At 56.0% G+C, this 13261-nt stretch carries 11 protein-coding genes; 8 read left to right on the top strand and 3 right to left on the bottom strand.

Annotation, left to right across the window (positions count from 1 at the left end; translation table 11 throughout):
- Positions 1-9 precede the first annotated feature (9 nt).
- Positions 10-1347 (bottom strand): TolC family outer membrane protein, encoded by a 1338-nt coding sequence (locus V1603_RS14285; RefSeq protein ID WP_395312815.1) that lies wholly within the window; start codon positions 1345-1347, stop codon positions 10-12.
- 738 nt (positions 1348-2085) lie between these two features.
- Here V1603_RS14285 and V1603_RS14280 point away from each other — a divergent pair.
- Positions 2086-2829 (top strand): DeoR/GlpR family DNA-binding transcription regulator, encoded by a 744-nt coding sequence (locus V1603_RS14280; protein ID WP_395312814.1) that lies wholly within the window; start codon positions 2086-2088, stop codon positions 2827-2829.
- A gap of 13 nt (positions 2830-2842) precedes the next feature.
- The gene (locus V1603_RS14275; RefSeq protein ID WP_395312813.1) at positions 2843-3910 is read left to right on the top strand and encodes an oxidoreductase; all 1068 of its coding nucleotides are present in this window, start codon (positions 2843-2845) and stop codon (positions 3908-3910) included.
- A gap of 90 nt (positions 3911-4000) precedes the next feature.
- On the opposite strand, the gene cybB is transcribed toward V1603_RS14275, so the two are convergent.
- Entirely contained in the window at positions 4001-4531 is a 531-nt protein-coding gene (gene cybB / locus V1603_RS14270; RefSeq protein ID WP_395312812.1) for a cytochrome b561, read from the bottom strand.
- A 189-nt stretch (positions 4532-4720) separates the two neighbouring features.
- Here cybB and gap point away from each other — a divergent pair, with 189 nt between their 5' ends.
- Positions 4721-5722 carry a type I glyceraldehyde-3-phosphate dehydrogenase gene (gene gap, locus V1603_RS14265; RefSeq protein ID WP_116340049.1) on the top strand — a complete coding sequence of 334 codons (1002 nt, stop codon included), beginning with the start codon at positions 4721-4723 and terminating at the stop codon, positions 5720-5722.
- A gap of 62 nt (positions 5723-5784) precedes the next feature.
- Here the strand turns inward: gap and V1603_RS14260 are convergent, their stop codons facing one another.
- Complete coding sequence (locus V1603_RS14260; protein WP_395312811.1) at positions 5785-6579, bottom strand: YdcF family protein; 795 nt, start codon at positions 6577-6579, stop codon at positions 5785-5787.
- Positions 6580-6906: 327 nt separating this feature from the next.
- Here V1603_RS14260 and V1603_RS14255 point away from each other — a divergent pair, with 327 nt between their 5' ends.
- From V1603_RS14255 to V1603_RS14235, 5 genes are all read left to right on the top strand, one after another.
- Positions 6907-8226 (top strand): MFS transporter, encoded by a 1320-nt coding sequence (locus tag V1603_RS14255; RefSeq protein ID WP_395312810.1) that lies wholly within the window; start codon positions 6907-6909, stop codon positions 8224-8226.
- Between the two features lie 157 nt (positions 8227-8383).
- Entirely contained in the window at positions 8384-10036 is a 1653-nt protein-coding gene (locus tag V1603_RS14250) for an MFS transporter (protein ID WP_395312809.1), read from the top strand.
- 22 nt (positions 10037-10058) lie between these two features.
- Positions 10059-11141, top strand: coding sequence for an HlyD family secretion protein (locus tag V1603_RS14245; protein ID WP_116340055.1), 1083 nt, complete (start codon positions 10059-10061; stop codon positions 11139-11141).
- Positions 11138-12517, top strand: a complete 1380-nt coding sequence (locus V1603_RS14240) for an efflux transporter outer membrane subunit (RefSeq protein ID WP_395312808.1) — start codon at positions 11138-11140, stop codon at positions 12515-12517. Before V1603_RS14245 ends, V1603_RS14240 begins: the two co-directional genes overlap by 4 nt.
- 75 nt (positions 12518-12592) lie before the next feature.
- Positions 12593-13252, top strand: coding sequence for an O-methyltransferase (locus V1603_RS14235; protein ID WP_116340059.1), 660 nt, complete (start codon positions 12593-12595; stop codon positions 13250-13252).
- Positions 13253-13261 lie beyond the last annotated feature (9 nt).

The raw sequence follows: 13261 nt of genomic DNA, 5'->3' as shown, positions 1-13261 counted from the left end.
TGGCTTTTGTTAACTCAAATCGGGTAATTTTGCGGCAGCGTTTTTCTCTATTCCAATAAGCGGCATTAAATTATCAACCGCGGAAGCATAATTAATTGCCGAACTCCAGCCATCATACTCGGCAATTATTTTCGCCGACGTGGCCTGCCAGACATCCTGCTCAACGCTGAGCAAATCATTAATGCTCCGCTTGCTCAGGGTGTATTCATTTTTATAAACCTCGCGGGCCCGCAGCGCGTTTTCCAGCTGCCGCTTCCCGGCCTCCATTCTTCCCCGTGCGCCGGTCCAGTCAGCCTGTGCGACGGAGGCCTTTTGCAGAACGTCGAAACGCGCCTGATCGACCTGAGAGGATGCCATCGCCCGTGCGCCTTCAGCCTGCCGCACGCGTGCGGATACCGCGCCGCCCTGATAAAGCGGTGCGTCAATATTGAGCTGGATCTGGTCGTCCCAGTAGGAACGGTTGTCCGATTCGTAACGCGTGCGTCCCCCTTTCAGGCTCAGGGTTGGCCAGTGCTGGGACTTCGCCGTTTCAACGCCATACTGGGCAGAACGTTCCATGTTTTGCGCAGCCATTACCGCCGGTATCAACGAATAATCAATGCGGTTGAGCGAATCCGGCTCAACCGCAAGGTTTGCGGGTACCGGCGAGTAGTTATCCGCCTGCATCCCGGTTAATACCGCGAGCCGCGCGCGGGCGCTGTTCAACGCGGCGTTATACTGCGCCACCGTCGCCTGCATGCCGGCAATCCGCGTGCGGATCTGGAGCTCATCGGAGGTGGAACTCACGCCCGCATCGGCGCGCAGTTTGGCCAGCTGCTCCACGTTTTTCAGCGCCTGAACGTTATCTTTTGCCGCCTGTAACAGGTCTGAATAGCGTTTAACCTCCACGTAGCCGAGCGCCGTTTTTTCCGCCACATCAGAAAGTGTGCTCATGAGCTGATAGCGGTAGCTATCGCGCCGGGCGGAAGACTGGCTGATGCTGTTGTTGGTCTTGCCAAAATCGTATATCAGCTGGGTAAGGCTCAGCCCCCAGGCCGCAGAATTCTTCAGCGAACCGCTGGAATCGGTGGTCTGGCTGTGCCCCGTGCTCCCGTTTAAGGCTATTTGCGGCATCCAGCCGCTACGCGCCTCATCTATTTGTGCCTGACCAATACCTAACTGCGCGGCCTGCTGGCTAACAGAGGGGTCGCGGTCGATAGCAAAAAGGATACTTTCTTTTAAGGTTGTCGTTGCCACCGGGGCAATACCCACCTGGCGACTATTGGCGTAAGCCGTATTAATGGCTAATGAAATTAATGCCAGCGCAGCTATAAATTGGCGTGACACAGGCTTGTGCAATATCGTCATTTTTATCTCCCTGACTCTGAGTGATACTCAAAACAATTACCCAAAAAGAGGTATAGATAATTAGACAAATATCTTTTTCGCTCCCTCACTGAATTTCAGGTAAAACGTCCCATACCCATTTCCATTGGAGATGAGAAGCGCCTTCGTCTTATTAAAAATAAGAATTTACTTATTTCTTAAGTTGATTTGCAGCATAACAAAATGTGGTATAGGCCACTACACCCGTAATGTTAATGTGGTGTTACAAATAAGAAAAAACATGGGGTTTCTGGACAAAACTCCGAAAATGGCCTTTCAAATGAAACACCCAAACCCTCTGTTATTTAAGGAAAATTCTTAATCTCCTCTGCGTACATTTTTGCGTTAATTTCTTGGCGGGTCAGACACAAAGATTTTCAAAGAAGTGTCAATTTAAGTAACCAACACACTTATGTTGACATTAAATTCCATTAAAAAACTAATGTAAGCAATTAAATGCTATTTATATAGTTTTTATCAGAACATTAATCCCATTAAGGGGTGCGCACTGGTTACATAATCCAAATAATTAATAAAAACAAAACAGTAACACTCTGGTTAACATTCAGAACGGCTTAATGATATCTGTTTAATATAATTTCAATAATCACCTATCTAAACGATTTCTCTCGTCGTCATTGCGATTCCATTCTCACCCTTCCCTCTGCTTTAAAATGCTGTATTATGCAAACTATTGCGACATTTTGCAGGATTACTGCCATGCACAAAACCGCACGTCAGCGCTATGTCCTTGATATTCTCAGTGAACAAGGTCAGGCCAGCATCACCGAACTGGCAGAAAAGCTGCAGGTTTCAGCGGATACAATTCGTCGGGATCTAACCGATCTGGAAAATCAGGGCCTTGCCCAGAAGAATCACGGCGGGGCAATTGCACTCAATCTTTCGGCCATGAATCGTCAGGGCCGCAATACCCTGCTGCCGGAAACCAAGCAGCGCCTCGGGAAACGGGTTGCGCAGGCGGTTCCGCCGGGTTCCACCCTGTTTCTGGATGCCGGCAGCACGGTGATGGCCGTGGCCACTTTTCTACAGGGGCCTCACACCGTGATCACTACCTCGCTGGATATCGCCCAGCATTTTAGTGACCGGGAGGACATAGAGCTTGTTCTGCTCGGCGGAAACTGGGACCAGAAGCAGCGCCTGTTTTCCGGAGGCGCCACCTTGTCCCTGCTGTCCCGCTATCGGGCAGATATCGCCATACTTGGGGCGTGCGCCCTTCATGCCGAACTCGGTTTGAGCGCCGGTAAAGAAGCGGATGCCGAGGTAAAACGCGCGATGCTCGCCGCCAGCCAGGCAGGCTGGATTGTCGCCGATCACCTGAAGGTTAACCGCTGCGAACCGTATCTGGTCTCCGGGTTAACCGACATTCATCAACTCTTTTTAGATCGTCCCTGGCCTGAACTTGGGGACCCAGGCGCATTGCAGGTCACGGTGTGCGTGAATTAACGTGGAGAAGGTCATGAGTAAAGTTCAAACAATCAACATTGCGCTGATCGGGTATGGATTTGTGGGGAAAACGTTCCATGCCCCGCTGATCCAGTCCGTGGACGGGCTTAAGCTGGCGGTGGTCTCTTCCCGTGATGAAGAGAAGGTTAAACGCGATCTGCCGGACGTACAGGTGGTGGCAACCCCGGAAGAGGCCATTCAGCATCCCGATATCGACCTGGTGGTGATTGCCTCCCCTAACGCCACCCACGCGCCGCTGGCGACGCTGGCCCTGAACTCGGGTAAACACGTGGTCGTGGATAAGCCTTTCACCCTCGATATGCAGGAAGCCCGGGACCTGATTGCCCTGGCGGATGAAAAGCAGCTTCTGCTCTCCGTTTTCCACAACCGTCGCTGGGACAGCGATTTCCTCGGCATTAAGCAAATTATCGAGCAGGGTACGCTCGGCAAGGTTAAGCATCTGGAGTCGCATATTGACCGCTTCCGCCCGGAAGTGCGCGTGCGCTGGCGCGAGCAGAACGTGCCCGGCAGCGGCCTGTGGTTTGATCTGGGGCCGCACCTGATCGACCAGACGCTTCAGCTGTTTGGCCTGCCAGATTCTGTGCAGGGAAATATCGCAACGCTGCGCGACGGCGCAGAGATTAACGACTGGGCGCACGTGGTCTTAAATTACCCGGAACATAAGGTGGTTCTGCACGCCAGCATGCTGGTGGCTGGCGGTACGGCGCGCTTTACCGTCCATGGCGACAAAGGCAGCGTGGTGAAAGCCAGAATCGACCAGCAGGAAGCGCAGCTGCTTGCTGGCGTGATCCCCGGCAGCGACGCCTGGGGCGAAGACGACGACAGCCTGGTGTTCTTTGGGGCTAACGGCGAACCGCAGGCGATCCCGACCCCGAAAGGCGATCAGCGCCAGTATTACGTCAACGTACGTGATGCACTACTCGGGAAAATCACCAATCCTGTCCATCCTGTCGAGGCGTTAGCGGTCATGGCTGTTCTGGAAGCGGCGGTGATTTCGTCAGAGACGGGGTCAACGCAGACGCTGGCGTTAACTGATGAAGAGCGTGCGCTGCTGGGTTAAAAAACAAGCCGGGTGACGCGTAGCGATCCCGGCCTATGATTCAGAGCCGTTTGTAGGCCCGTGCAAGCGAAGCGCCGCCGGGCGAAAAGACTACGAACGCTTTTTCGGCATCATGCGCAGAAGGGTATTATCTTTCCAGAAATAGTGGTGCATCAGCGCCGCCGCGGCGTGCAGGCCAATCACAAAATAGCCCAGATTTTCCAGTGTCTCGTGCCACTCTTTCAGCATATCTACCAGGTCAAAATTGGACTCCGCCGCATGCGGCATTGCCAGACCGAAGGCGAACCAGTCGTTTCCGCGGTTATACATCATCACAATGCCAATCAGCGGCAGCGCAATAAACAGCAGATAGACAATCAGATGCCCAAGGTGAGACATACCGGTGATCATCGCTTTGGGTTTCGGCTGAATGGGCGGTGCGGGAAACTTGAGGCGGATCAGCAATCGCGCCACCATCAGCACCAGAACTGAGATCCCGCAGGAAACGTGGATCATGTTTATAAGCGGACGGTCAGTACGCGGGAAAAAGCCTCTGAATTCCATCGCGCTGTATGCGACGACGATTAACAAAAACACCAGCCAGTGAATCGTGATTTGCAGGCTTGTATATTTAGTGCGCATGGGATTTCCTGAAAAAAAACAGTCACCGCGCCAACATAATCTCCTTTCCTTAAAAATTCATTAACTTTTCTGTATGGTTTTTCAAATACTTCCCGTCGTATGAAGTATCTTCAATTGCCGCCCTGCCCGTGATGGTCTAAGCCTGGATGAGTTCAAACTGTCGTATCGACACGTTCACAGGAGAACATCATGAGTAAAATTGGCATTAACGGATTTGGACGCATTGGACGCCTTGTGCTGCGCCGCCTTCTTGAAACCCAGGACAGCAATACCGTCGTCGCCATCAACGACCTTACCTCCCCGAAAGTCCTGGCCTACCTGCTCAGGCATGATTCCAACTACGGTGGCTTCCCGTGGAGCGTGGACTTCACCGAGGATGCGCTGATCGTCGACGGTAAAACCATCGCGGTGTACGCCGAAAAAGAGGCAAAGCACATTCCGTGGAAAGCCGCGGGCGTGGATATCGTCGTGGAGTGCACCGGCTTTTATACCTCAGAAGAGAAATCGCGGGCGCACCTGGACGCCGGAGCGAAGAAAGTGCTGATCTCGGCACCTGCGGGTGAGATGAAAACCATCGTCTACAGCGTGAATGACGACACCATTGACGCCAGCGATACCATTATTTCCGTCGCGTCCTGCACCACCAACTGCCTCGCTCCGCTGGCAAAAGCCCTGAACGACGCGTTTGAAATTAAAGTGGGCACCATGACCACCATTCATGCCTACACCGGCACCCAGGCGCTGGTGGATGGGCCGCGCGGGAAAGACCTCCGCGCCTCGCGGGCGGCGGCAGAAAATATTATTCCGCATACCACCGGTGCGGCGAAAGCCATCGGTCTGGTGATCCCCGCGCTCAGCGGCAAACTGAAAGGCCACGCCCAGCGCGTGCCGGTGAAAACCGGCTCCGTTACCGAGCTGGTAGCGATTCTGGGTAAAAAGGTGACGGTCGAGGAGATCAACGCCGCGCTGAAAAAGGCGACCCAGGGGAATAAATCGTTTGGGTATACGGATGAGGAGATTGTCTCGTCCGATGTGATTGGCTCGCACTATGGTTCGGTCTTCGACGCCACGCAGACGGAAGTGTCAGAAGCGGGAGATCTGCAGCTGGTGAAAGCCGTGGCCTGGTATGACAACGAATATGGTTTTGTGACCCAGCTGGTGCGCACGCTGGATAAGTTTGCGGCGCTTTGATTTTACAACCCTACCTCTCATCCTAACCCTCTCCCCAAAGGGGCGAGGGGATTGTTCCGTGCTCAGATTATTTTACGTGCGCCCTTCAGGATCGGGTCCTGTTGTAACCGTCTCCATGCGGCGGTGACGACCTCTGGGAACTCAACGTGAGCGATATAATCACGCCCGGCCGGGCCATAGCCGTTAACGTCATCATACAGCCGCGGCAGCTCACCCAGAACCAGTGAAAGATAGCGGTCAACGGGCCACAGCCCGGCGGTGTCCTCGCTAAATTCCACGCCCTCTTTTCCGTTTTGCAGCATCGGCGTAAATCCGGGATGGCTTATCCACTGCGGTGGCGCGGGCTCATCGCGGCACACGCGGGCAAAGGTTGCCATCGTGCGGCGCTGCATCGTCGGGTCCTGCACCACCAGCATGTGCCCGCTTGTCCGCTGACGCTCTTTCAGCATGTTCCAGCTAAAACGTGCATTTTCACCGCAGTTGGTGGAGCGATCTTCAATCCACACGCGCTCATCGGGGATCTGCCAGAACTCCCGCGCAACGTCGGCAAGAATGCTTGCTTCCGCCCGCCCCGCGACCGGTAGAGTGTGATAACGCGGGTGTTTGCGGATCGCTTCATATAAAAACGTGGTCGAATGGCCGATGCCGCCGCTGATCAGAAGCGGCACGTTTTTCTGAAAGGCAACACGGCAGGCCGCGTCAATGGTCGGGATCACCGCGTTGCCAGCCAGAATCACCACATCGACCGCCGGGGGCTGACGGGTCTCGCTCAGGTCGTCCTGCGCCAGCCATGCGCCGACAGTATTGATGGCCGCCAGCGTGGCATCCGCCAGAATGGGAAAATGGGGCTGAACCATGGTCAACTCCTCATGTTGTTGAATCGCCGAATTTATCGTTTTTCTGAAATAACCAGAAACATCCAAATATCATCAGGTTGCACCTGCCTATTATGCTTTTGATTTCCAGCCTTACAAAACATTGTATTGTACAGACGTCATGGAAAAGCACCCAACGCTGCTTATTTCGCCGTGATCTGACCAGTTTCCACCCCCCTGCGCTTGCCAAATACAACATCCAACCCTAAGTTGCTTAACAATTTGACAACCTTTTTCATCATCACGGGTTGCACCTGAAGCGCGCCAGGTGACACCTCATACATCATCAACGTGGCGGGGTTTCAGGTCATGACAGAACATGAAAGTACGACGACGGTATTACGAAAAAATAAGAAGGTGTTAATCGCTAGCCTTACCGGGAGCGCCATTGAATGGTTTGACTATTTTCTCTACGGTACGGCGGCCGCGCTGGTCTTTAATAAGATCTTTTTCCCGATGGTCGATCCGGTGATCGGACTCATTCTCTCGTATCTCTCTTTCTCATTAACCTTTTTTATCCGTCCGATTGGCGGGGTACTTTTCGCCCATATCGGCGACCGCATTGGCCGTAAAAAAACCCTTGTACTTACCCTCTCTTTGATGGGAGGTGCAACCGTCATGATCGGCCTGCTCCCAACGTATGACATGATTGGCCTGTGGGCGCCCGCTCTGCTGATCCTGATGCGTATTATTCAGGGGATGGGCATAGGCGGTGAATGGGGCGGCGCGCTGTTGCTGGCCTACGAATACGCGCCCGAAAAACGTAAAGGCTTCTTCGGCAGCATTCCACAGGCGGGCGTGACCATCGGCATGCTGATGGCGACCTTCATCGTTTCGCTGATGACGCTTTTCAGTGAGGAAGATTTCCTCTCCTGGGGCTGGCGCATCCCGTTCCTGCTGAGTTCGGTTCTGGTGTTGCTTGGCCTGTGGATCCGCAAAGATATCGATGAAACGCCTGATTTTAAGAAAGTCAAAGCGTCCGGTCAGGTGGCTAAGGCTCCCCTGCGCGATACGCTGAAGCACCACTGGCGTGAAGTGCTGATTGCCGCCGGTCTCAAAGTCGTGGAAACCGCGCCGTTCTATATTTTCTCTACGTTTGTGGTGAGTTACGCCACCAGCACGCTGACCTATCAAAAATCGCAGGCGCTGGAGGCCGTGACGCTGGGAGCCCTGGTGGCTACGATAATGATTCCGTTAATGGGGCTGCTCTCGGATAAAATTGGCCGTCAGCGTATGTATGCCACAAGCGTCTTTATCCTCGGTTTGTTTATCGTGCCGTGGTTTATGTTGCTCAATACCGGTACAACCTGGGGCATCGTGCTCGCAACGGTCATCGCCTTTGGCGTGCTGTGGGCACCGGTAACGGCGGTACTCGGCACGCTGTGCTCTGAAATCTTTAGCGCAAACGTACGCTACACCGGCATTACGCTCGGTTATCAGCTCGGTGCCGCGCTGGCTGGCGGTACTGCCCCGCTGATTGCCACCGGTCTGCTGGCAAAATATAACGGCGACTGGGTTCCGGTGGCCTGGTATCTTGCCGTCACGGTGGTCATCTCCTTAATCGCGATCTTCTGCGCCAGCCGCGTTAAGCGTGCAACACTCATCCAGGCGCAGCCCGAACGTCTCTGACCTTTCCCGGCCCGTCCCCCGGGCCGCTCTTTTTACTTAAATTTTTCTTCTACATTTGATTAACATGCGTAAATCATATTCACTTGAATTATCATTTGCGGCAGACGTAGAATCGCCAGCCCGCTAATTATTCAATTATTTCTAAGGTAATGACGTTATGCGCCTGCCCGAACGCGACCCTTATGCTCCTCGCGAGTGGCAGCCACATGAGAAACCCGCCCTGCTGGGTTCACCTTCCACCCCGGAGCACAGTACGCCAAAACGCATCGCCTACGGCGTCGTTGGCCTGCTGGTATGTCTGACGGGGGCGCTGGGAAATGCGGTGGTGACCGCCAACCTGCAAAACCTGCAGGGAACCTTCGGGGCCTGGTCGACCGAAATCGCCTGGCTACCCGCGGTCTATGTGATGACCAACATCTCCATCAACCTGCTGCTGGTCAAATTCCGCCAGCAGTACGGCCTGCGCGCCTTTACGGAAGGTTTTTTGGTGCTGTACGTACTGGTCACCTTTTTCCACCTGTTCGTTAACGATCTCAGCTCGGCGCTGATGGTGCGCGCCGCGCACGGGATGGTGGCCGCGGCGCTCAGCTCGCTGGGGATTTATTATCAAATACAGGCCTGGCCTGCGAAGCACCGCCTGAAGGCGCTCACCATCGGCATCACCGGATCGTCGCTCGCTATTCCGCTGGCGCGTCTGTTTTCCACCGAACTGCTGCAGCTGGACGAATGGCGTGGGCTCTATTTCTTCGAGCTCGGGCTGGCGCTGATCTCCCTTGCCTGCGTGATAGCCTTAAAGCTGCCGCCGGGGGATCGGCGCAAGGTCTTTGAGAAGAAAGACTTCATCACCTTCTTTTTACTGGCTCCGGGTATGGCCCTGCTCTGCGCCGTGCTCTCGTTAGGCCGCCTTGAATGGTGGTTCGAGGCGCAGTGGATCGGCTGGTCGCTGGCGCTATCGCTGGTGCTCATTGTTTCCGCCATCGTGTTTGAACATAACCGCAGCAACCCGCTACTGAACACCCGCTGGCTGTCGAGCGGCAGCATCGTCCGTCTGGGGCTCATTATGCTGCTGATCCGCATCGTGCTGGCGGAGCAAAACACCGGCGTCATCGGCTGGCTGCAGTACGTGGGATTACAGAACGAGCAGATGACCCACCTGGCGTGGTCCATTTTCGCCGGGATCGTCTGCGGGATCGTCACCAGCTGTCTCACCATCAAGCCTACAAAGCTGGCGTGGCCGATCGTCACCTCACTGGCGCTGATGATTATCGCCTCGCTGCTGGACAGCCAGTCCAACAACCTGACCCGGCCGGATCAGCTGATGCTAAGCCAGTTCCTGCTGGGCTTCGGCAGCGCCTTCTTCCTGGCACCCGCCATGCTGGCAGCCATTGGCGGGGTGATCGCCGACCCGCGTAACCTGGTCAGCTTCTCGGTCATGTTCGGCATGAGCCAGAACCTCGGTGGCCTGCTGGGGTCAGCGATTCTCGGCACCTTCCAGACCTGGCGCGAGAAGTACCACTCTAGCCTGCTGGCGGATCAGCTCACCACGCTCAACCCGCTGGTCAACGAGCGAATTCAGCTATATACCCAGATGTATAAAAGCCTGATTGGCGACAGTTCGCTGCTGGGAACGCAGGCCATTACCCAGCTACAGACGGTGACCACCCTTGAGGCAAACATTCTGGCTTACAACGATACTTATCTTCTGACGGCGAGCATTGCCGCCGCCACGCTGGTCTGGATTTTATGGCGCTTGCTGCGCCTGCGCATCACTGCCCGTATGGCGCTGAAGAACGCCACCGGCAACAAATAATTGAATTATTTCTGGAGAATTTATGAGTCAGCAGGATGCCGCCAAAGAGCAGGCCAACACCCGCAAAAATGTGCGCATTGTGTCCGTTTTTACCGCCGCCGCCATCGGTATAGTCGGCGTACTGGTGATCCTTTATGCATGGCAGCTGCCGCCGTTTACCCGCCACGCGCAGTTTACTGACAACGCCTACGTGCGCGGCCAGACGACGTTCATCAGCCCCCAGGTTAACGGCTATATCACCGAGGTGAAGGTTCAGGACTTTGTGCAGGTCAAAAAAGGTGACCTGCTGTTGCAGATCGACGACCGAATCTATCGTCAGCGCGTCCATCAGGCCGAGGCACAGCTGGCGATGAAAATTGCAGCCCTGAATAACAACCTACAGCAGCGTAAAAGCGCCGAAGCGACCATCGCCAAAAATGACGCCGCGCTGAAAAATGCCCGCGCCCAGAGCCTGAAAACCCAGGCGGATCTAAAGCGCGTGAAGGATCTGACGGCAGACGGATCGCTTTCCATTCGCGAACGTGATGCCGCGCTGGCCAGCGCCGCCCAGGGCAGCGCCGACATCGACCAGGCGAAAGCCACGCTTGAGATGTCGCGTCAGGATCTGCAGACGGTGATTGTGAACCGCGGCGCGCTGGAGGCGGATGTTGAAAACGCCAAAGCGGCGCTGGAGCTGGCGCAGATTGACCTGCAAAACACCCGCATTATCGCCCCGCGCGACGGCCAGCTCGGTCAGATTGCCGTGCGTCTCGGGGCGTATGTAACCGCCGGAACGCACCTCACTACCCTTGTGCCGCCTCAGCACTGGGTGATCGCCAACATCAAAGAGACCCAGCTGGCGGAGCTGCGCGTCGGCCAGCCAGTGAAATTCACCGTCGATGCCTTAAACAACAAGGCGTATCAGGGCCGCGTGGAGAGCATCTCCCCGGCGACCGGGGTTGAATTCAGCGCCATCACGCCAGACAACGCTACCGGCAACTTTGTAAAAATCGCCCAGCGTATTCCGGTGCGTATTGAGGTGCTGGGTGAAGAAGATGCGTACAAACTGCTGCGTCCGGGTATGTCGGTACAGGTGACGATTGATACGCGGGAGGCGAAGCAATGACTCTTCGCCCGATAGCCGGTCTGGTGCTGGCGGTCATGCTGGCCGGATGCCAGTCCGTCGATGTCAAACCGGCGCAACCGACGCTGCAAATTCCTGCCCAGTGGCGTGCTGACGCCGGTCCTGCCAGCCCGACGGAGCAGCTCTGGTGGCGTAATTTTCATGACAACAACCTCAACCGCTACGTGGATCAGGCGCTTAAGAACAACAGCGACGTGCTGATCGCCCGCGAACGAATTAACGAGTATCAGGCGCGGGTCTTTGCTGCCGACGGCAGCCTGTTTCCGTCCCTTGACGCGGGCGTAACGGGGACGCGCGCCCGGTCGCAATCCGCCGCGACCGGGCTGCCGGTCTACGGCACGCTGTACAGAGGCAGCCTGACGGCGAGCTATGATGTTGATATCTGGGGCGTCAACCGCAGCACGTCCAATGCCGCCGAAGCCTCGCTGGAGGCGCAAAAAGCGGCCGCCGCCGCCGCGGATTTGACCGTCGCGTCTTCCGTTGCGTCCGGGTACGTCACCCTGCTCTCGCTTGACGAACAGCTGCGCGTGACCGAATCCACGCTGAAATCGCGCGAGGAGGCGTTTAAGCTCGCCAAACGCCAGCTTGAGACGGGCTACAGCTCTCGCCTGGAGCTGATGCAGTCGGATTCCGAGCTTCGCTCAACGCGGGCGCAGGTGCCCGTGCTGCGGCATCAGATAGCGCAACAGGAGAATGCCCTGAGCCTGCTGCTGGGAAGCAATCCCGGCGCGGTGGCTCGCAGCGAAAGCTTTGCGGCGCTGACGCCGCTCACGCTGCCGTCGCAGCTGCCTTCTACGCTGCTGAATCGCAGGCCGGATATCGTTCAGGCCGAGCGACAGCTGGTTGCGGCTGACGCCTCGCTTGCCGCGTCACGCGCCAGCCTGCTGCCGTCGATCAACCTGACCGCCAGCGGATCGATTCAGGATCGTACGCTTTCCGGCCTGCTGGACAACCCGCTTCAGCTCTGGAGCGCAGGCGGCAGTATTCTCGCCCCGCTCCTTAACCGCCAGGCGCTGAACGCGCAGGTGGATATTTCCCAGTCCCAGCGTAACCAGGCGCTGTACGCCTATGAAAAAACCGTGCGTAACGCGTTTGCCGAGGTGAACAACAGCCTTGATGCCATTACGCGCTATCAGGAACAGCTGACGGAGCTGCTTGCCCAGCAGGACGTGGCCCAGGAGACGCTGCGCATAGCCCAGAATCGCTATCGCAACGGCTACTCCTCTTATCTGGACGTGCTGGACGCGCAGCGCACGCTGTACTCGGTCCAGACCAGCGTGGTGCAGGTGAAAAATAACCTGCTGCTGGCGCAGATCGATTTGTACAGGGCGCTGGGCGGCGGCTGGAAGAACGCATGAACCGCCTTGCGCGCTGATGCCCTCACCCCGACCCTCTCCCACAGGGAGAGGGAGAAAAATCCAAGGAGTCACTCTATGCAACAACAATGGTCTGCAGTAGATAATTACATGATTTCTTCGCTTATCCCTGACGATGACGTACTTCATCAGGTACTGGAAAACAACAAACGCGCCGGGCTACCCGAACACGACGTAGCGGCCAATCAGGGGCAGTTGTTGGCGCTGTTCGTACGCATGACGCAGGCGCGGCGGATACTTGAGATCGGTACGCTGGGTGCCTATAGCTCAATCTGGATGGCGCGCGCCCTGCCGCCGGATGGAAAGCTGATTACGCTTGAGGCTGACCCGACGCATGCCAATGTTGCCCGCCAGAATATTCACCTCGCGGGGCTAAACGATCGCATTGAACTGATTGAAGGCCCGGCGCTGAACTCGCTGGAGAATTTCGGTGACGTTTCCCCGTTCGATTTAATTTTTATCGATGCCGATAAGCCCAACAATCCCGGCTATCTGGAGTGGGCGCTGCACTATTCCCGTCCCGGCACGATAATCATTGGCGATAACGTGGTGCGCGACGGCGAAGTCATTAACGGGGAAAGCGACGACGCGCGCGTGCAGGGCGTGCGGCGTTTTATCGAGATGATTGGGGATAACCCGCGCGTAACCGCCACCGCGCTGCAGACGGTGGGGGTTAAAGGATGGGATGGGTTTACGCTGGCAATTGTGAACGGGTGAAAATTGTGC

The organism is Enterobacter sp. ECC-219, assembly GCF_043966805.1.
In the GTDB taxonomy this organism is placed as follows: domain Bacteria; phylum Pseudomonadota; class Gammaproteobacteria; order Enterobacterales; family Enterobacteriaceae; genus Enterobacter; species Enterobacter cloacae_N.
This window is presented reverse-complemented; position numbering and strand designations above follow the sequence as displayed.

Coding starts and splice junctions, on each gene's coding strand:
- V1603_RS14285 (WP_395312815.1), bottom strand. CDS start 1,347: ATGACGATATTGCACAAGCCTGTGTCACGCCAATTTATAGCTGCGCTG.
- V1603_RS14280 (WP_395312814.1), top strand. CDS start 2,086: ATGCACAAAACCGCACGTCAGCGCTATGTCCTTGATATTCTCAGTGAA.
- V1603_RS14275 (WP_395312813.1), top strand. CDS start 2,843: ATGAGTAAAGTTCAAACAATCAACATTGCGCTGATCGGGTATGGATTT.
- cybB (WP_395312812.1), bottom strand. CDS start 4,531: ATGCGCACTAAATATACAAGCCTGCAAATCACGATTCACTGGCTGGTG.
- gap (WP_116340049.1), top strand. CDS start 4,721: ATGAGTAAAATTGGCATTAACGGATTTGGACGCATTGGACGCCTTGTG.
- V1603_RS14260 (WP_395312811.1), bottom strand. CDS start 6,579: ATGGTTCAGCCCCATTTTCCCATTCTGGCGGATGCCACGCTGGCGGCC.
- V1603_RS14255 (WP_395312810.1), top strand. CDS start 6,907: ATGACAGAACATGAAAGTACGACGACGGTATTACGAAAAAATAAGAAG.
- V1603_RS14250 (WP_395312809.1), top strand. CDS start 8,384: ATGCGCCTGCCCGAACGCGACCCTTATGCTCCTCGCGAGTGGCAGCCA.
- V1603_RS14245 (WP_116340055.1), top strand. CDS start 10,059: ATGAGTCAGCAGGATGCCGCCAAAGAGCAGGCCAACACCCGCAAAAAT.
- V1603_RS14240 (WP_395312808.1), top strand. CDS start 11,138: ATGACTCTTCGCCCGATAGCCGGTCTGGTGCTGGCGGTCATGCTGGCC.
- V1603_RS14235 (WP_116340059.1), top strand. CDS start 12,593: ATGCAACAACAATGGTCTGCAGTAGATAATTACATGATTTCTTCGCTT.